The 17,730-nt window shown below is 32.7% G+C and carries 19 protein-coding genes; 14 read left to right on the top strand and 5 right to left on the bottom strand.

Features of this window, described 5'->3' with window-relative positions; genetic code table 11:
* The first annotated feature begins 29 nt into the window (after positions 1-29).
* From MOV50_RS06325 to MOV50_RS06275, 11 genes are all read left to right on the top strand, one after another.
* On the top strand, positions 30-518 hold the full coding sequence (locus MOV50_RS06325) for a MotA/TolQ/ExbB proton channel family protein (protein WP_321779553.1): 489 nt from the start codon (positions 30-32) through the stop codon (positions 516-518).
* A complete protein-coding gene (locus tag MOV50_RS06320; protein ID WP_321779552.1) occupies positions 518-847 on the top strand; it encodes a DUF2149 domain-containing protein in 330 nt (109 codons plus the stop codon). The genes MOV50_RS06325 and MOV50_RS06320 overlap by 1 nt, the downstream gene beginning before the upstream one ends.
* Positions 844-4,941, top strand: a complete 4,098-nt coding sequence (locus MOV50_RS06315) for a cobaltochelatase subunit CobN (RefSeq protein ID WP_321779551.1) — start codon at positions 844-846, stop codon at positions 4,939-4,941. The genes MOV50_RS06320 and MOV50_RS06315 overlap by 4 nt, the downstream gene beginning before the upstream one ends.
* Positions 4,942-4,946: 5 nt before the next feature.
* On the top strand, positions 4,947-5,642 hold the full coding sequence (locus tag MOV50_RS06310; RefSeq protein ID WP_321779550.1) for a TonB family protein: 696 nt from the start codon (positions 4,947-4,949) through the stop codon (positions 5,640-5,642).
* 3 nt (positions 5,643-5,645) lie between these two features.
* Positions 5,646-6,113 carry a MotA/TolQ/ExbB proton channel family protein gene (locus MOV50_RS06305; RefSeq protein ID WP_321779549.1) on the top strand — a complete coding sequence of 156 codons (468 nt, stop codon included), beginning with the start codon at positions 5,646-5,648 and terminating at the stop codon, positions 6,111-6,113.
* Positions 6,100-6,486, top strand: a complete 387-nt coding sequence (locus MOV50_RS06300) for a biopolymer transporter ExbD (RefSeq protein ID WP_321779548.1) — start codon at positions 6,100-6,102, stop codon at positions 6,484-6,486. Before MOV50_RS06305 ends, MOV50_RS06300 begins: the two co-directional genes overlap by 14 nt.
* 119 nt (positions 6,487-6,605) lie before the next feature.
* Positions 6,606-8,540 (top strand): TonB-dependent receptor plug domain-containing protein, encoded by a 1,935-nt coding sequence (locus MOV50_RS06295; protein ID WP_321779547.1) that lies wholly within the window; start codon positions 6,606-6,608, stop codon positions 8,538-8,540.
* A gap of 86 nt (positions 8,541-8,626) precedes the next feature.
* Positions 8,627-9,613, top strand: coding sequence for an ABC transporter substrate-binding protein (locus MOV50_RS06290; protein WP_321779546.1), 987 nt, complete (start codon positions 8,627-8,629; stop codon positions 9,611-9,613).
* Positions 9,614-10,396 (top strand): ABC transporter permease, encoded by a 783-nt coding sequence (locus MOV50_RS06285; protein WP_321779545.1) that lies wholly within the window; start codon positions 9,614-9,616, stop codon positions 10,394-10,396. It abuts the gene before it with no gap.
* Entirely contained in the window at positions 10,384-11,121 is a 738-nt protein-coding gene (locus MOV50_RS06280) for an ABC transporter ATP-binding protein (RefSeq protein ID WP_321779544.1), read from the top strand. The genes MOV50_RS06285 and MOV50_RS06280 overlap by 13 nt, the downstream gene beginning before the upstream one ends.
* Complete coding sequence (locus MOV50_RS06275) at positions 11,121-12,368, top strand: NnrS family protein (protein ID WP_321779543.1); 1,248 nt, start codon at positions 11,121-11,123, stop codon at positions 12,366-12,368. The genes MOV50_RS06280 and MOV50_RS06275 overlap by 1 nt, the downstream gene beginning before the upstream one ends.
* A gap of 9 nt (positions 12,369-12,377) precedes the next feature.
* Here MOV50_RS06275 and MOV50_RS06270 read toward each other — a convergent pair whose 3' ends face one another.
* A complete protein-coding gene (locus MOV50_RS06270; protein WP_321779542.1) occupies positions 12,378-13,304 on the bottom strand; it encodes a bifunctional methionine sulfoxide reductase B/A protein in 927 nt (308 codons plus the stop codon).
* A gap of 46 nt (positions 13,305-13,350) precedes the next feature.
* Entirely contained in the window at positions 13,351-14,343 is a 993-nt protein-coding gene (locus MOV50_RS06265; RefSeq protein WP_321779541.1) for a hydrolase, read from the bottom strand.
* A 58-nt stretch (positions 14,344-14,401) separates the two neighbouring features.
* Between MOV50_RS06265 and MOV50_RS06260 the strand changes: the two genes are divergently transcribed.
* Genes MOV50_RS06260 through MOV50_RS06250 form a run of 3 tightly spaced genes read left to right on the top strand, consistent with a single transcriptional unit; the run spans position 14,402 to position 16,701 of the window.
* The gene (locus tag MOV50_RS06260; protein WP_321779540.1) at positions 14,402-15,424 is read left to right on the top strand and encodes a ribonucleotide-diphosphate reductase subunit beta; all 1,023 of its coding nucleotides are present in this window, start codon (positions 14,402-14,404) and stop codon (positions 15,422-15,424) included.
* A 23-nt stretch (positions 15,425-15,447) separates the two neighbouring features.
* A complete protein-coding gene (locus tag MOV50_RS06255) occupies positions 15,448-15,978 on the top strand; it encodes a carboxymuconolactone decarboxylase family protein (protein WP_321779539.1) in 531 nt (176 codons plus the stop codon).
* The gene (locus MOV50_RS06250; protein ID WP_321779538.1) at positions 15,979-16,701 is read left to right on the top strand and encodes a carbon-nitrogen hydrolase family protein; all 723 of its coding nucleotides are present in this window, start codon (positions 15,979-15,981) and stop codon (positions 16,699-16,701) included.
* Between the two features lie 18 nt (positions 16,702-16,719).
* On the opposite strand, the gene MOV50_RS06245 is transcribed toward MOV50_RS06250, so the two are convergent.
* From MOV50_RS06245 to MOV50_RS06235, 3 genes are all read right to left on the bottom strand, one after another.
* Positions 16,720-16,989 (bottom strand): Txe/YoeB family addiction module toxin, encoded by a 270-nt coding sequence (locus MOV50_RS06245; RefSeq protein WP_321779537.1) that lies wholly within the window; start codon positions 16,987-16,989, stop codon positions 16,720-16,722.
* Positions 16,983-17,228, bottom strand: a complete 246-nt coding sequence (locus tag MOV50_RS06240) for a type II toxin-antitoxin system Phd/YefM family antitoxin (protein ID WP_321779536.1) — start codon at positions 17,226-17,228, stop codon at positions 16,983-16,985. Before MOV50_RS06240 ends, MOV50_RS06245 begins: the two co-directional genes overlap by 7 nt.
* 97 nt (positions 17,229-17,325) lie before the next feature.
* Positions 17,326-17,574, bottom strand: a complete 249-nt coding sequence (locus MOV50_RS06235) for a hypothetical protein (protein WP_321779535.1) — start codon at positions 17,572-17,574, stop codon at positions 17,326-17,328.
* Positions 17,575-17,730 lie beyond the last annotated feature (156 nt).

The following is a 17,730-nucleotide window of genomic DNA, read 5'->3' as shown; positions in this document are numbered from 1 at the left end:
TTAATATAGCTTTAATAAAAGGGATTCAAATGATTGATACTACCATGTACACAGTTTCACAACTCTTCTTAACTCCAACACTAGTTTTAATACTACTAATGTTTGTTTATTCGTTTATAGCTTTAGGCTCATTTATCTATGAGGGTATATCTCGTAGAAAGAATATTATGCAGTTAAATACAAATGGGGCATATCCTATTTTACGACACTATAACGCTGACAAGCAGATAAGTATGGAGAAGTTAGAACTTTTTGCATTTAAAAAACTAGAGAATGTTCGTAATGTTTCAAGAATTGCTCCAATGATGGGTCTTATCGCAACTCTTATCCCTCTTGGACCTGCACTTAAAGCTTTAACAGATGGAAATATTCAAGGTATGAGTGATGGTTTGATTTTAGCTTTTTCTGGAGTAACGCTAGGGCTTATTGCTGCTTCACTTACTTACTGGATAGGTAATATTAAAAAGAGATGGTACGCAGATGAATTACATATCATCGAAGTTGCAAAGGCAACTTAATGGCTGTTAGATTACTAAATGATGATGATGACGATAACAATCCGATGAATTCTGTCATAAACTTGATAGATATATTTTTAGTTGTGATTGCTGCTTTGTTGATTATCATATCTCAAAATCCACTGAATCCTTTTAGTAGCGAGGATGTGACGGTTATAAAAAATGCTGGAAAGAAAAATATGGAAATAATGGTTAAAAAAGGCAAAGAGATAAAAACTTTTAAGTCAACAGGAAATATTGGTGAAGGAAATGGAAAGAAAGCTGGTATTTCATACAAGATGGAAGATGGCTCATTTGTATATGTTCCAGAGAAGGATATGAAAATATGATACGCTGTTTATTATTGGCACTTTTGTTATTTATGCCATTTGTTCAAGCGGATGAAGGGGTGAATATCAAAAGTGATATTCTTATCTTATCAACAAATATGGGTAAAAATCGCCAAGAGAGAAAAGCGGAACTTTTAAAAGAGCAACTTGCTCCATATAGTATATCTTCAGAGATTATATTTAATCTAGATGAAGATAAAGCGAGAGAAACTTTTAAAGACAGAAGATTAGTAATCATAGATGCACTAGATGGTAAACACGGTGTTGCCTCACTTTTACGCAGGTATGAGGATATTTTAGAAGATACTAAAACACCATATATCGCTTTAAAGTTAGAGTATAAAAAGTTTGGAAATATGGATGAAGAGTTTGCTTCTACTATATTAGATTATTTCTCTCAAGCTGGTAAATATAACTATGCTCAAGGAGCTGCTTTTTTAGCAAGAGCATATTTTTCCACACAAACGAATCCTCAACCTGTTCACAAAATGAGTAATACGGGAATATATCATCCAAATAAAGGAAAGGGTACTTTTGAAAATTTAGATGAATACTGGAAAACTTTAAGTGATGATGAAAAAAATAGTCCAATGGTTGGGATTGTTATACATAAAGAAAATATATCTTCTGACGATACTGTAATTGTAGATACAGCAATTAAACAACTCACAAGTGCTGGTATAACTCCTATCGTTTTTTACACAAAAGTAGGTGAAGAAGATTTTGCAGGAGAGCGTTTTTTTACAAAAGATGGAAAACAACTTATAGATTTGATAATCTCTTTTCAGGTTATGATAATGGATCAAGAACAACTTAGAAAAGACTATGCAAGAATAGGTCTTAAAGTTATGCATGGTGTTATTTATCGTCAGGGTTCACAAGAAGTTTGGGAAAAAGATAAGCAGGGTATATCTATGAGCTGGATACCGATGACTTATACTATTCCCGAACATATCGGTTATACTGATCAGTTAATAGTGGGTGCCTTAGACCCAATTACGAAAAAAACAATACCGATATCTTATCAGTTAGATATGTTTATGAAAATAGCTATAAATAACTCTAAGCTAAAACAAAAGCAAAACAAAGAGAAAAATATAGCTATATTTTATTATAACTATCCTCCAGGTGTAAATAACTTTGGGGCTTCATATATGCAGTTTCCAGAATCTTTGTCTAGTATTTTATCTAGTATGAAAGAAGCAGGGTATCAGACTCAGAGTGAGAGTAGTGATTACTTTATCAAGACGCTTCCTAAGTCTATGGCATATTATTATAAAGATAGTGTTTATAATGAAAAATATGCTGATTTATTATCTTATGATACCTATTATGAGTGGTATTTAACACTTCCACAAGAGACTCGAAATCAGATAAATAAAAAATGGGGACATCCAAGAAAAAGTAAATTTCTTCATACCAAAGATGGAAAAAAATACTTCATAATCCCAAGACTGAAAAAAGGAAAGGTTACTTTACTCCCACAACCTAGTCGCTCCAATATTGGGCAAGACAGAATGGGAAGAAAAATTTATGAGGGAAGAATCTATCATGATACTGCCTCGCCAGTACCCCATCATTACCTTGCAGTATATCTATATGTAAGACAGCAAAATGATGCGATTGTGCATCTAGGTACACACGGAACTTATGAGTGGACTTACGGAAAAGAGAGAGGTCTTAGCATCTACGATTCACCTCTTCTTAGTGTTGGAGAACTACCAAATATATATCCATATATTACAAATAATCTTGCAGAGGGCATCCAAGCAAAAAGACGCGGTAGAGCAACATTGATTTCTCATCAAACACCGCCATTTGGTGTTAGTGGAACTTACAAAGAGTTAAGTGATATTATGGATTTGATAAACCAGTATAAGCAGAGTAGTGATGCTGTAAAACAAAACAATAAAAAGCAACTTATAGCTTTAACTATAAAGATGAGCTTACATAAAGATATGAAATATACTAAAGAGATGATGGAAAATGAGACAGATGTTTTTGTGTCAGATTTGTATGATTATCTAAATGGTTTAAGTTCAACCTTAACTCCTCTTGGTATGCATAAATATGGTTCATATCCAAAAGATGACCATATGGTACAAACGCTCATGTCAATGCTAGGAGATACTTTTATAAAAACTGTTGAGGGTGAAAATGGACTAGCAGGTATAAACTACAAAGATTTAAATAAAACAAAAGTTTATAAGATGCTACAAAAGCATGTTATACAAAACAAAAGTCTGGATTCGCTCGATGGTGGATTAAGACCATTTATACAAACGGCAAGAATTTATAGAGATAATTTTGTAAACAATAAAGAGATGCAAAATTTATTAAAAGGTTTAGATGCTGGATATATAGAAACTAGCGTAGGTGGTGATCCTGTAAGAAGCCCTGAATCTATCCCTACTGGTATGAATATGTATAGCTTTGACCCCCAGCGTATCCCAACAGAGGCCGCCTATGAGACAGGCTCTAAAATTATGAAAGATTATATTGAAAACTACTATGCAAAACATGGGAAATACCCTCAAAAGATAACTTTTAATTTATGGTCACTAGAAACTATGCGCCATTTTGGTGTACTAGAATCCCAAATACTTTATGCAATGGGTATTAGACCTCTTTGGAGTGAAGGTGGCATAAGTGATGAGATGGTTCAAAGTATGGCAAAAGGAATGTTAGCAGGGATGTTTGGCGAAGATTTTGCCAAATGGATTGCTTCATTTGTTACAGTCCAGAGAATTAAAATGTTTGATTTTTTAATGCCTACTAAGATGAAAGAGATGTTTTATGCTGGGATGAAAATGGGTCGTGGGAAAATAAGTGGTGTTGAAGTTATCTCTTATAGTGAGTTAAAAAGACCTCGCATAGATGTGGTTATACAAGCAACAGGTCTTTATCGTGATACTTTTCCTAATGTTATGAGAGTAATCAATGAAGGAGTTGAGAAGATTGCAGCTCTCAAAGAAGAGCATAATTATGTTCGCCTACATGCTCTATCTTTGAAAAAAATGCTCTTAGATAAGGGATATGATAAAAAAGAAGCTCAGTATCTATCTACCATTCGTATGTTCTCTGCAGCACAAGGTAAATATGGGAATGGTGTTTCAGGCACTGTGTCCGTTTCAGAGACATGGGATAAAGAGACGAGGATTGCTGAGAATTTTATTCGAACTTCAGGTTATATTTATGGTTCTGATGAATCTAGATGGGGAACAAGAGTAAAAGATATAGATATGTTTGCACAAAACTTAAAAGGCACAGATGCTGTAATGTTTAGCCGTACATCAAACCTGTATGGGATGATGACATCTGATGACCCTTATGGATATTTTGGCTCAATCGCACTTGCTATTCGTCATTTAGATGGTAAAAGTCCACAGATGCTAATCTCGAATCTAAGAGATCCAAATAATGCAAAGATGCAAGATGTTAGTGAATTTATTTCTAATGAGTTGCGTTCAAGGTACTATAATCCTAAGTGGATAAAAGAGATGCAAGATAGCGGTTATAGTGGTGCTACTCGTGTTTTAGATGTAGTAAATAATTTTTGGGGATGGCAGGTGGTTTATCCCGATGGTGTTCGTTCAGACCAATGGCAAGAATTTGTAGAGATTTACTATGATGATAAGTATGATATGAATATGGATGAGTGGTTTGAAAAAACAAATCCTACTGCTCGTGCACAAATGGCGGAGGTGATGCTAGAAGCTGTTAGAAAGGGGTACTTTCAAACAGATGCTAAAACAATTAAAAAGCTTGTGGAAACTTTAGAAGAGATATCTAAGAAACACAATCATAAAACTCTAAATAATAAACTAAAAGACTTTATCAAGGCCCAAAAAGCGGCTGGTTATGGTTTAAGCATACCTATTGCCACTCCTGTTGCAAATGCCCTAAAAGCACAAAGCAAGCCAGTAGTAAAAGTAAAAGCTAAAGTTAAAGGTCAAAAACTTGAAGAAGTAAAAAAAGATATAAAAGAAAAGGTTAACTATGATTCTGTTGCAATGTGGATGTTTATTTTATTTTTAGTCTTGCTTGGTGTTCTTTTAGAGATGCGAAGCAACAAGAAGCAAAGTTTAAAGTAAAAGTTATGATAAAAAGAAGTGAAGATTTTAGTTTTTTAATTGGTGCCATTGTTAGTACGCTTTTAATGGCATCAATTTTATTGGCTCAAAATATTAAAAAGACTGATACTTTAAAATTAAGTGCTTCAAAAACAGAGTCCATACATTATGTGACTATAGTTAATACAAGAATAAAGACAGAAAAAAAGCTACCTAAAAAACCAATAAAGAAACCTAGAAAAAGAGTAGTAAAGAAGGTAGAAAAAAAAATTGTAAAAAAACCTCAGATTGTAGATGAGGATGCTCAAATAAAAGAAAAACTAGCACAAAAAGAAAAGTTAGAACAAGAGATATTAGAGCAACTTCAAAAAGAAAAACTTGCAAGAGAAGAAGAGTTTAGAAAAACTCAACAAGCTAGAAAAAATCTTCTTGAAGAACAAAAAGATATTTATCTCTCAGAGTTAGCAGCATGGATAAAACAACACTTAAAATATCCACGACATGCAAGAAGAATGAATCAACAAGGAGTTGTTAAAATTTCCTTTATTATTACAAAATATGGACATATTAAGTCAGTAAAGATAGACTCCCCATGCCCATATAATAGATTAAATAAGGCGGCAAAAATGCTTTTAGTAGAACTGAATCGTTTTAAGCCACTACCCCAAAATTTAGATAAATGGGAATTAAATGTGCCAATAATATATGCACTAAAGGATTAAAAAATGCAATACTATTTAGATAAAGGTGGAGTAATTATGTATATATTATTCGCTATGGCAATAGTAGGAACGATAATAATAATATGGAAAATAGCTTCTATTACGCTTTTTAAATTTCGTACAAGAAATATTGATTTACCATCAGATAGAGCAGAATTAAGAGCAGCCGCTTTAATTGCACCACTTGAGATGGGGCTTACAACTCTTAAGATTGTATCAACGATATCACCACTTTTAGGGCTTCTTGGCACGGTTCTTGGGATATTTATGGCATTTGAAGGGATTATGATTCATGGACTTGGCGACCCAACACAGTTTGCAAAAGGTATTTCAACTGCACTAATCACAACGGTTGGTGGATTAGTTGTAGCGATTCCAGCTTATATATTTTACAATTATTTTATCGGTGAATTAGATAAAACAGAGCAGATATTAATACAAAAAATAGCAGGAATTTATGAAGCGTCGTGAGCCCTTAGGGTTAGATATGACTCCTATGGTTGATATTATATTTATTTTATTGATTTTTTTCTTAGTGAGTTCTGTTTTTAAAAAAGAGGAACTCGCTCTTATGCTTGAACTTCCTAACGCGGGAGCAAGTAAAGAAGTACAAGAGAAAAAAACTCTTAGTATTGAATTATCAAAAGACTCACTTGCAGTTAATGGAGATAAAGTAAGTTATGAAGAGATAATGTTCAAGGTACTGCCTTTAGCAAAAGATGGAAAGATGATAATGTTTTACATTGATAAAGATGTTCCATATTCTCGAGTAGTACGAATTTTAGACTTGTTAAAAACACACTCTTTAAATAAATTGGCATTGATAACAAAACAAGAGGAGTAGTAAAATTTAATTTATAAGGAGAGGGAAATAAGGGGTAAGTAGTTTTATAAAAAAGTAAGATAACTTTTTTATATTTGTTTAATGATAATGCTTATTATTATCATATGTAAAGGAAAGTAATGAAAAATAAAATATATTTAAGTTTGTTAGTAAGTAGTATATTAATAAATTCTATAAATGCAGCTGATGATTTAAGAGATGTTATTGTAACAGCAAAAACACAAAGAACAGCACTAGATACAGCAGGGAGTTTTTCTGTTATTACAGCAGAAGACATAAAAAAAACAGGGGCGTCATCAATACAAGAAATTTTAGAAGGTGTTGTTGGTTTAAATATGGGAATGAATGACTCCTCTATTAACGGTAGACAAAATATCAGTATTCGTGGTACCGACTCTAAAGATACACTTATTTTGGTGGATGGAGAGAGAATTTCTGGAAGTGACGCACAGATTGGTCATAGTGATTTTCAGTACAACTGGATACCTATTAATGCTATTTCAAAGATAGAAGTGATTCGTGGACCAATGAGTGCACTTTATGGTTCAAGTGCAATTGGTGGAGTTATTAACATAATAACTAAAAAACCAGTAGAAAAAATTCAGGGAGATATAACCTTAGAAGGAGGAGATAGCTCAAGAGATGGAGGGGAAAATATAGATTTTTCAGTTTCAGGAGGCGGTAAAATAACAGACAGCTTTTCAATAATTGGGTATGCAAATTCTAAAACCACAAAACCTGAAGATGTAGATAAAACTACAGAAGTAGAGGGTAAAAAGATTAAAAACTTGATGTTAAAAGCTTGGTTTGATATAGATGCTACTCAGCAAATAACAGCATTTGCAATTTTAGGAAATGAAATAAGAGAGACTAATGAGTATAAAGAGTTATATAACATTGATAAAACTCACTATTCGATAGGTTATCAAAAAGACTTTAGCGATATTAGTTTAAATGTAAAATATTACAAAAATACTTCAGATTCTCATACCGATCAGTTTGAATATACTCATAAAATGGGTGATGATACACTTAATGCAGAATTAAAAATTGCTTCGTTTGATAATAATTTCATAGTATTTGGCGGGGAGTATAGAAAAGAAAAGTATAGAAAAAAATATGATGATGCGGCAGATGACACAAGTAAAGGGTTTGAAGATTCAATAAACTATGCTTCTGTATATTTGCAAGATGAAATTGAAATAGGAAGTAGTACAATCCTTACCATAGGTGCTAGATATGACAAGCATGAGAGGTTTGGTGGAGAGTTTTCCCCTAAGGCAAACCTTGTATATAAGTTGAGTGATAATAGCAGACTTAAGGCTGGATATGGTCATGGTTTTAGTGCCCCAACGGTTACGCAGAACTCAAGTGAGTACGGTGTTGCAATTCCTGTAGAATTTTATCCAGCAGGACCTCCATTTAATGGAATGCCTAAAACTTTTCATAGGTTTCATGGTAATGACAATCTAAAACCTGAAAAATCTGATACATTTGAGATAGGATATGATTATGAAAAAGATCAGATAACATTTGTAGCAACTTATTTTCATACTGAACTAACAGATCTCATAGATAATCTTCATACAGGAGATACAATAGTTGGACCAATGACTTACAGAGAGTATCTTTACTCAAATGTAGGTAAAGCTAGAATAGATGGTGTTGAATTGGAATTTACTCAAAATAAAATCTTTGATACACTTGATTTTAATTTAAACTATACATTCCTTGACACTGAAAATAAAGATACAAAAAAGGAATTGCATAATCGACCTGCACACACAGCTAACTTAAAGCTTTCAATTGACCTTCCATGGGAGATTGGTAGTGATTTTAGAGTTAACTATGTAGGAAGTCAAAAAGCATCTGATGGTGCAACTATAGATGACTATGCTACTTTAGGTTTGCAATTTTCTAAAGAGTTTCTAGAAGATTTAACACTTAGAGCAGGAGCTGAAAACTTAAGTGATGTAAAACATATTGGTGAGGGACAAAATAAGTATTATATTAGAGGACGATATGTATATGCTAGATTAAACTACTCATTTTAGAGAAAAAAACTCAAATGTTGATTAAAGTCAATGATAATTAATATCATTACTGATATGATGCAATAATTAATATTTGAGGAAATAAAATGAAAAACTTTATAAATGTTTTTTTACTACTAACGCTAACAATTAGTTTGCTTCAAGCTAATGAGAAATTAGAAAAGATTGTTATTGCAGGACCTTTTGCATCTGTATCTCATCCTATCTTACATATGATTGAGAGAGGTGCATTAAAAGATGTTGCAAAAAAAGTTGAGTTTCGATTATGGAAAAACCCTGATGAACTTAGAGCAATCGTTATAAAAGGGGATGTTGATTTTGTAGCAATTCCTACAAATACAGCAGCGATTTTAAACAATAAGGGTGTAGATGTAAAACTTTTAAATGTTTCTGTCTGGGGAATTCTTGGCATGATAAGTCGAGATAAAAATCTGAAAACTTTAAAAGATTTTAAAGGTAAAAAGATTGCGATTCCTTTTCGTGCAGATATGCCAGACATCGTCTTTAAACAACTTCTAAAAAAACAAGGTCTAGACCCTAAAAAAGATTTTGAGTTAGTCTATGTAGCTAGTCCTATAGATGCTATGCAGATGTTAATAATGAGAAGAATAGACCACTCTCTTCTCGCTGAACCTGCGATTTCAGTGGCTCTTCGTAAAACAAAATCATTCCCTATTAGTATAGTCGCTCCTGATTTATATAGAAGTGTAAACTTGCAAGATGAGTGGGCAAAAGTCTTTAATACAGACAACAATGTTCCTCAGGCTGGAATGGCTGTACTTGGTAGAATGAAAGATGCTCATGTTATTTCTAGATTTATGCAAGAGTATGATAAATCACTTGAGTGGTATATGTCTAACCCTAAGCAAGCAGGTGTTTTAGTAGCAAAAGAGATAAAAATGCTAAGCGAAGATGGTGTAGCTGATTCTATTTCACATTTAAATATGAAAAGTATATCAGCTCGAGATTCTAAAGAAAAAATGGAATTCTTTTTCAATATTTTAAAAGAAGAGGACCCGAAGAGTATTGGTGGCAAACTTCCTCAAGATAGTTTTTATTACAAAGCTCCTTAGATGAAATTTGCTCTAAAAATACTTAAAGATTTTCCAGCTTACTTGTGGAGTGGTTGGGGGTCAATAGCATCTATCTTTCTTTTCATAGCTGTTTGGGATATGGGAAATCAAATTTATGGAGATTTGGTTCTTCCATCTCCAGAAGAAACCTTTAGAACACTTTATATAATGCTTGGCGATAAAGAAATCTTAGAGCAGATAAATATAACCTTGTATCGTGCTTCTGTTGGTTTTGGTATCTCTTTACTTCTTGGTTCTACTCTTGGACTTATTGCAGGTTTCTTTGTAACAGCATCTATGATGAGTCGTCCTATTGTTACTATTTTGGTTGGAATGCCTCCTATCGCATGGATAGTTTTAGCGATGATTTGGTTTGGTATGGGAGATGAGACTGTTATCTTTACTGTTATCGTTGCCTCTTTTCCCATAATCTTTGTTGGTGCACTTCAGGGGACACGAACACTTGATGGCGACTTAAAGGAGATGGCTGATAGTTTTAAGCTACCTTGGCACATGAAGTTTTTAGATGTTTATTTTCCTCATATATTTTCTTATGTTTTTCCTGCTTGGGTAAGTGCGCTAGGTATGGCTTGGAAGATAGTTGTAATGGCTGAACTTTTAGCTACAAGTGATGGCATCGGCGCAACACTTGCAGTTGCAAGAAGTCAGTTAGACACTCCAACCGCGCTTGCTCTTGTTGTCATTATGATAGGTTCACTTATGTTTATAGAGTACATAGTGCTAGAGCCAATCAAAAGAGAGGTTGAACTATGGAGAAGTTAGAGGTAAAAAAGTTAAATCATCATTTTGGTTTTACAGAGATATTAAGAGATATTAATTTTACTCTACATAAAGGTGAAGTCTTATCTATCGTTGGACCTAGTGGCGGTGGAAAAACTACACTTTTGCATCTTTGTGCAAACTTGTTAGATGTAGAAGAAGGAAGTGTGATTAACACATTTAAAAGTAGTGCTTTTGCTTTTCAAGATGCAAGACTTCTCCCTTGGAAAAATGTTATAGATAACATCTCTTTAGGTTTGTTAGGTGCAGGTGTAAATAAAAAAGAGGCAATAGCTAGCTCAAGAGAGATTGCTATAAAGTTTGGTCTTGAAGAGAGTGACTTTGAAAAATTTCCAAAAGACTTAAGTGGAGGAATGCGTCAACGCGTTAGTTTTGCAAGAGCCTTAGTTCTAAAGCCATCTCTTCTTTTTCTTGATGAACCTTTTTCTGCTTTAGATATAGGGCTAAAAAAAGAACTTCAAGCCATACTTATAGAAATGATTGAAAAAAAAGAGATAAGCATACTTTTTATAACACACGATTTGATGGAAGCGATTAGACTTAGCGATGAAATACTCCTTTTAAAAGCCGACCCAGGACATATTGTTAAAAAGTTTTCATATGCACTTGCTCAAAAGAAAAGAGATGATAAATATGTTTATAATGAGAGTGCTAAAATATTGCAAGATGAAGAGATCATAGATACATTTGAATTGGAGTTAAAGTAATGAGTGAAAAACAACAAGAAGAAAAATTACGAGCTACAAACCATTATCTTTACTATCCTGATGAAAAAAATGTTCCCCCATATTTAGCGTATGGATTTAGACCAATATTTTTACTTTTAGCTCCATACATAGTTATTAGTATGGTTCTTTGGGGGCTTGTTTGGAGTGGAACTTTAAGTATTCCTTTTATGCAAGATGTTTTAACTTGGCATGTTTATGAGATGTTATATGGACTTATAACAGCAGGTGTTTTGGCATTTCTTGCAACAGGACTTCCTGAACTTTTCCCTGGACTTGTTCCATTAGTTGGAAAACGACTAAAGTATGTTGTTATGCTTTGGTTAGCAGGACGCGTTAGTTTTTGGCTTATAGATATTACGGGCATCTATCTAACAGCATTTTTAAACCTTGCGATGCTTGGTTGGATTATTTGGTTTGCTAAAGATGCAGTTCTAGATAAACTTCAAAGACATGCATCTATCGGTTATACGGCAGTTGCTTTGTTTATTATAGAAGTATGGTTTTTTGCATCTCAGGCTGGTTTTGTGCAAACGACAGGACTGGATATCTTAAAAGTAGCACTTGGGGCAATTGTAGTTATAGTTTTGTTAGCTCTGAGACGAGTAAATATGGAAGCTATCAATGAACTTATGGAAGACAAAGGCATTGATGATGTTTTTATATCTCGTCCTCCAAAAACAAATTTAGCTATTTTTATGGTTATTATTTTTACAACTGTTGAATTTTTGTACCCTCAAAACTCAGCTTTAGCTTGGCTTGGTTTTGGAGCGGGAACCGCGATATTAGGCATAACAAGTGAGTATAAACTTAAAGATGAATTTATACTTAATCAGCCCTATGTTATATATCTAGCATCTATATATGTTTTGTTTAGTATTGGTTATGTACTTATGGCTTGGGATTTATTGAACCCTGATATCAATGGTATTAATCACTTTAGACACTTTATAACAAGTGGAGGAATCGGACTTTCCTATATAGTAGTTATGTTAATAATCTCTTGGGTACACACAGGACGAAAGCTAACATCAAATATATATACGCATCTAATGGTCTTTTTAATTATTTTAGCAACATTTATGAGAGGTTTGATTCCATTTTTTGATGAGTACACAAGCGAATTATATCTATACTCTTCGCTAATATGGAGCTTACCTTTTGTTATCTATATGGTACAGTTTTCTAAATTCTTGGTAAATGAAAGAGCAGATGGGATTAAAGGCTAGTTTTAGCCTTTAAAACCTTTTCTTATAACCATGGCAGTATGGTTGTGAGCCTTTTTTGTTATAGTAGTTTTGATGACCTTCATCTGCTTTATAAAACTCTACAGATGGAAGAATATTAGTTGCAATGTCAAATCCATTTTCATCTAAAAGAGCTATGAGTTTTTTAATAGTGTTTTTTTCATCTTCATTGTTTATGAAAACCGCACTTAAATATTGTTCACCAATATCAGGACCTTGACCATTTGTTTGAGTTGGGTCGTGAATCTCAAAAAATGTTCTTGCAATTTTTTCAAAAGAGATTTGACTTTTGTCATAAACAACTTCAACAGCCTCTAGATGCCCAGTTTTTCCAGCAACAACTTCATAGTATCCTGGATTTTTAACATGACCACCCATAAAACCAGAGCGAACTTCTTTAACTCCATCTAGTTTTTCTAAGTAATACTCAACTCCCCAAAAACATCCACCAGCAAAGTAAGCGTAAGACAGAGCAGAATCTTTTTTCTCTTTTTTAGCATCTAGATTTAAAGAGATAGAATTTACACAGTGTCTAGTGTTTTTATCTGTAAAACCTTCGCCCTCAAAAACATGACCAAGATGTCCACCACATTTAGCACAAACAATTTCTACGCGTCTTCCATCTGCATCTGGAACTCTTTTAACTGCTCCCTCTATCGCGTCATCAAAACTTGGCCAACCACAATTTGAATCAAATTTAGCACTAGATTTGTAAAGAGGAGTTTCGCATATTTTACAAGTATAAACGCCATTTGACTTTTCATTTGTGTATTTACCAGAGTATGGAGACTCTGTACCTTTGCTTATAAGTACATATTTTTCTTCATCACTGAGTGTATCTATTTTGCCCTTCCAAGGCTTCAAATCCATTGCATTCATCATAGTTAGTAGTAGTATAAAAGAAATAAAGAATTTCATACCACGCTCCTTAATTTATAATTTTACTTATTATATGAGAGAAGTTTTAAATAAAGTGCTTAAAAAATTCTACTACTCTTTTTTCAAGATAGTATTTAGGTTTAAAAAAGGAGCCTTGTATAAAACCAACATGACCGCCATTTTGATGTACTTCTAGTTTTACACATGGAGATATTTCATCTTTATTTGGAAGAATTTTTGGTGTCATAAAAGGGTCGTCTAAAGAGTGAATAATAAGAGTGTTAGTTTGTATATGTTTTAAAAACTGTTTTGAACTTGATTTTGTGTAGTAGTCCTGTGCAGATGCAAAACCATGAATAGGAGCAGTATAAGCATCATCAAAATCCCAAAAAGTTTTTAAGTTTTTTATATCTTTTTCTTCTAAATTTATGAGAGTTTTAAAATCATGTGTTTTAAACTTTTCTCTTAAAGAATCATTTAGATTTTTTACAAGGATGTATTGGTAAAATTTTGAAAAACCATTATCTATGTAATCTGCACAAATATCTAACTGCATTGGAGCAGATACTGAAATGGCTGCTGTAATAGGGGACTGCTCAGCTAACTCACCTAAAAGTTTTAAAAGCATATTTCCACCAAGTGAGTAGCCTGTACAAAAAAGTTTGTTATTTTTATACCTGTTTTTCAAGCTATCTATAAATTCTAAAGCATCATCTGTTTTACCGCTATGATAAGAGTTAGGACTTTTATTCATAACTCCAGAACAGCTTCTAAAGTGTACAACAACGCTATTGAAACCATTTTTATCTAGTTCTTGCATTGTTCCTTGGATATAGGGAGATTTATAGGAACCAGCAAGACCATGAAAAAGCATAACAATAGGTTTTTTGGATTCTATTTCTTGGAAGTTATACCAGTAACAATCTATAAAATCTCCATCACTTAACTCAAATCGCTCTATCTCAAACTTATGTGATTTGATTTTTCTACCCCAAGGGCACCTAGTAAACATAGATGAATAGAGCGTTTGAACATGCTCGTTTTTTAGTAAAAAAGAAGGTTTAAATTGATTAATCATAATAGAAGTTTAGCGAAGTTTTAGATATAATCAATAACTTATAAAAATAGGCTTTAATATGAACAGAAAAAAGATATATAATCCAGAATCAACAGAAGATGTAAACGATAGAAAAATATTTGGTGGAGATCCAACTGGTATATTTGAGTTAAATAATATCAAATATCAATGGGCATATAATCTTTGGGAAGTGATGCTAAACAACACTTGGTTTCCAAAAGAAGTAGATATGACTCGTGATATAAATGATTATAAAAACCTTACTGAGGCTGAAAAAGCAGCTTATGATAAGGCTCTTTCGCAGTTAATTTTCATGGACTCATTGCAAACAAATAATCTTATTGACAATGTAAACCCTTATGTGACTTCTCCAGAAATAAATCTTATTTTAGTTCGTCAATCATTTGAAGAAGCGCTTCACTCACAATCTTACGCAGTAATGGTTGATAGCATCTCCACAAACTCTGAAGAGATTTATGAACTTTGGCGTACAGATATGATGTTAAAGAGTAAAAATGATGCAATTGCCGCTATATATCAAGAGTTAGCAGCAAACCCAACTGAACACAACTTTGTAAAAGCATGTTTTGCAAATCAAATTTTAGAAGGCATCTATTTTTATAGTGGTTTTGCTTATATCTATACTCTTGCTCGTTCAGGAAAGATGCTAGGAAGTGCGCAGATGATTCGTTTTATACAAAGAGATGAAGTAACACACCTTGTACTTTTTCAAAACCTCATAAACACTCTTCGTAAAGAAAGACCAGACCTTTTTACCTCAAAGCTTAAAGAAGAAGTGATAGCGATGTTTAAAGAGGCCGTAAAACTTGAAAGTGACTGGGGTAAATATATAACTCAAGGTCAAATCTTAGGTTTAACAGATGAAATAGTTGAACAATATATACAGTTCTTAGCAGATGAAAGATTAAACGCAGTCGGATTTGAGAAACTTTATAATGTAGATAACCCTATTAAGTGGGTTGATGATTTTGCAAAATTTAACGATCAAAAAACTAATTTTTTTGAAGGCACTGTAACTAACTACTCAAAAGGTTCTTTAACTTTTGATGATGATTTTTAAGAAATAAAATTAAAGGAGCAAAGATGGCACATATAGATTTACCAGAGTTTGAGCAAATGAGTCCAGCAATTCAAGGTAAAGCTAGACCAATTTTAGAAAAAACAGGAAAGCTAGGAGAGATATTTAAACTCTTAGCAATTGATGAGAAAGTATATTTTGCAACTGATGTAATGATTCAAAAGTATCTTCTTGATGAGACTTCACTATCTTATGACATCAAAGAATCTATAGCACTTCTTATTTCAGTAGAAAATGGTTGTAAGATGTGCGTAGATGTACATAAAAGCATCGCAAAAATGCTTGGACTAACAGAGCAAAGAATAGAAGAAGTTTTAAAAGGTGTAGATGCTATAAGCACTACAAAAGAAGAAAAAGCACTTTTAAACTTTTGTATAAAAGCTTCTAAAAAAGATAATTATAAAATCTTAAAAGAAGAAATAACCGCTCTTAAAGAGATGGGTTATAGTGATGTCCAAGTTATAGAAGCTGTTGCAATAACAGGTTATTTTAATTATATAAATACTCTTTCAAATGTTTTTGCTTTAGGGGAATAGTTGTACACGCTAAACTCTTTGCTCTTTGACACAACAACAGATGACTATAACACTAACTTACAAACACTTTTAAAACTCATAGATGCGTGTGATAAAAACTCGCTGATAGTTGCTCCAGAAGTTTGTCTAACAAGTTATGATTATGAAAACTTTGAAAAGGTTTTAGATTTTGCTGATGAAGCAATAAGGGAGATTAAAAAAGCTTCTTTTTCTAAAATAATTATACTTACAATCTTAGAGCGAAGAGGTACAGAAGTTTTTAATTTTGCAAAAATCTTTCATAACGGTAAAATAGTTTATGAAAGAGCAAAAGCAAGACTTTTTCGTTTTGGTGATGAGCATAAGTATATGAGTGAAGGAAGTGATGAGAACATCAAAATAGTAGAGGTTGATGGAATTAAAATAGCCATTTTTATATGTTTTGAACTTCGTTTTAAAGAGTTATGGCAAAAGTCACAAGGGGCAGATGTTATAGCAGTCCCATCTTGGTGGGGAGTTTTAAGAACGGAGCATTTTGCCAATCTAACTCAAGCCTTAGCTATTATGAACCAATGTTATGTAGTTGCAAGTGATTCTTTAAATGAAGATTGTACAAAAATGAGCGGAATTATAAGCCCTCATGGAATGGTACAAAGAAACATAGATAACCCTTGCTTAAGCCTTGAATATAGCCCCAAAGAGATAAAAGTAATGAGAAAATATATGGATGTTGGGATAGCGTAAGATAACTCTAAAGTTTTGTTATTCTCCGTAATGAGTCCACATTCTTGATATTCTTACAAGTTTTTCATCTTCAATAATTTCATAAACTATTCGATGTTTAATATTTACTCTGCGTGAGTATGAACCGCTTAAGTTTCCAACTAGTTTTTCATATGGAGGTGCTTTTTGAAATGGATTGTTTTTAATAAGTTCAATTAATTCTTTGGCTTTTTTATCTAAAGAAACAGATGAGAGTTTTTTTGCATCTTTTAAAGCTTGTTTTGAATAAGTAACTTTGTAGGCTACCATTCAATATCTTCACTAAATTCGCTATTAGGAGCATCCATAGCTTCTTTTATAGAAGTTGCCATACCTGGTATAGCGTTTAAGAATAAGGTCTCTTCAATTGCATTCCAGTCTTCTTCACAAAGCATTACAACATTATTTCTTTTTCCAGTAATCATAATAGGTTGATGTGTTTGGGCCGTTTCATCCATTATTTTATAAATGTTTATTCTAGCTTGACTCACTGTCATTACCTTTGTCATAATCAATCCTTTTTATAATAGTACCAAATATAGTACGCTTAGTCAAGTTTTATTAGATTAGAGATAGTGGTTGACTTGAGTCAATAAATTTACATAATTACCATAATGTACATTTTTTATTTTCTACAATATTAATCACAGAATTCTGTTTATCTATAAGTTCATTTATTTGATTATTATCAAGTTTTAGTTTTTGCATATAATATAAAGTTTTATAGTAGTCTTTTTTATTTTCATTAAGATTATTTTCTTCTAATAGTTCATTGATATCCCACCAATCAAGTACCAAAATACTCTTACCAATAGTCTCAAAATTTTCAATTATCAAACTTCTATCAAGTTTCATTGTCTCATATACAACATCAAAGTATTTTTCTGTGTAATTACAATAATTAAGTTTGAAATATTCAAACAGTATGTCATCTTTGTTATCTCTAATATACTTTATGTAAGTTTCTTATAATGCCCCTAAAATCTAAGACACAAATTCAGTAAGATTTAT

Source organism: Sulfurimonas sp. (assembly GCF_029027585.1).
GTDB lineage: Bacteria > Campylobacterota > Campylobacteria > Campylobacterales > Sulfurimonadaceae > Sulfurimonas.
The sequence above is the reverse complement of the archived record's forward strand: the minus strand, read 5'-3'. Positions and strand labels throughout refer to the sequence as shown.

Excerpts from the sequence above, each read along its gene's own strand:
- MOV50_RS06320 (WP_321779552.1), top strand. The coding sequence starts at position 518 with ATGGCTGTTAGATTACTAAATGATGATGATGACGATAACAATCCGATG.
- MOV50_RS06260 (WP_321779540.1), top strand. The coding sequence starts at position 14,402 with ATGAACAGAAAAAAGATATATAATCCAGAATCAACAGAAGATGTAAAC.
- MOV50_RS06295 (WP_321779547.1), top strand. The coding sequence starts at position 6,606 with ATGAAAAATAAAATATATTTAAGTTTGTTAGTAAGTAGTATATTAATA.
- MOV50_RS06310 (WP_321779550.1), top strand. The coding sequence starts at position 4,947 with ATGATAAAAAGAAGTGAAGATTTTAGTTTTTTAATTGGTGCCATTGTT.
- MOV50_RS06285 (WP_321779545.1), top strand. The coding sequence starts at position 9,614 with ATGAAATTTGCTCTAAAAATACTTAAAGATTTTCCAGCTTACTTGTGG.
- MOV50_RS06270 (WP_321779542.1), bottom strand. The coding sequence starts at position 13,304 with ATGAAATTCTTTATTTCTTTTATACTACTACTAACTATGATGAATGCA.
- MOV50_RS06325 (WP_321779553.1), top strand. The coding sequence starts at position 30 with ATGATTGATACTACCATGTACACAGTTTCACAACTCTTCTTAACTCCA.
- MOV50_RS06235 (WP_321779535.1), bottom strand. The coding sequence starts at position 17,574 with ATGAAACTTGATAGAAGTTTGATAATTGAAAATTTTGAGACTATTGGT.
- MOV50_RS06255 (WP_321779539.1), top strand. The coding sequence starts at position 15,448 with ATGGCACATATAGATTTACCAGAGTTTGAGCAAATGAGTCCAGCAATT.
- MOV50_RS06305 (WP_321779549.1), top strand. The coding sequence starts at position 5,646 with ATGCAATACTATTTAGATAAAGGTGGAGTAATTATGTATATATTATTC.
- MOV50_RS06315 (WP_321779551.1), top strand. The coding sequence starts at position 844 with ATGATACGCTGTTTATTATTGGCACTTTTGTTATTTATGCCATTTGTT.
- MOV50_RS06290 (WP_321779546.1), top strand. The coding sequence starts at position 8,627 with ATGAAAAACTTTATAAATGTTTTTTTACTACTAACGCTAACAATTAGT.
- MOV50_RS06240 (WP_321779536.1), bottom strand. The coding sequence starts at position 17,228 with ATGACAAAGGTAATGACAGTGAGTCAAGCTAGAATAAACATTTATAAA.
- MOV50_RS06245 (WP_321779537.1), bottom strand. The coding sequence starts at position 16,989 with ATGGTAGCCTACAAAGTTACTTATTCAAAACAAGCTTTAAAAGATGCA.
- MOV50_RS06275 (WP_321779543.1), top strand. The coding sequence starts at position 11,121 with ATGAGTGAAAAACAACAAGAAGAAAAATTACGAGCTACAAACCATTAT.
- MOV50_RS06300 (WP_321779548.1), top strand. The coding sequence starts at position 6,100 with ATGAAGCGTCGTGAGCCCTTAGGGTTAGATATGACTCCTATGGTTGAT.
- MOV50_RS06280 (WP_321779544.1), top strand. The coding sequence starts at position 10,384 with ATGGAGAAGTTAGAGGTAAAAAAGTTAAATCATCATTTTGGTTTTACA.
- MOV50_RS06265 (WP_321779541.1), bottom strand. The coding sequence starts at position 14,343 with ATGATTAATCAATTTAAACCTTCTTTTTTACTAAAAAACGAGCATGTT.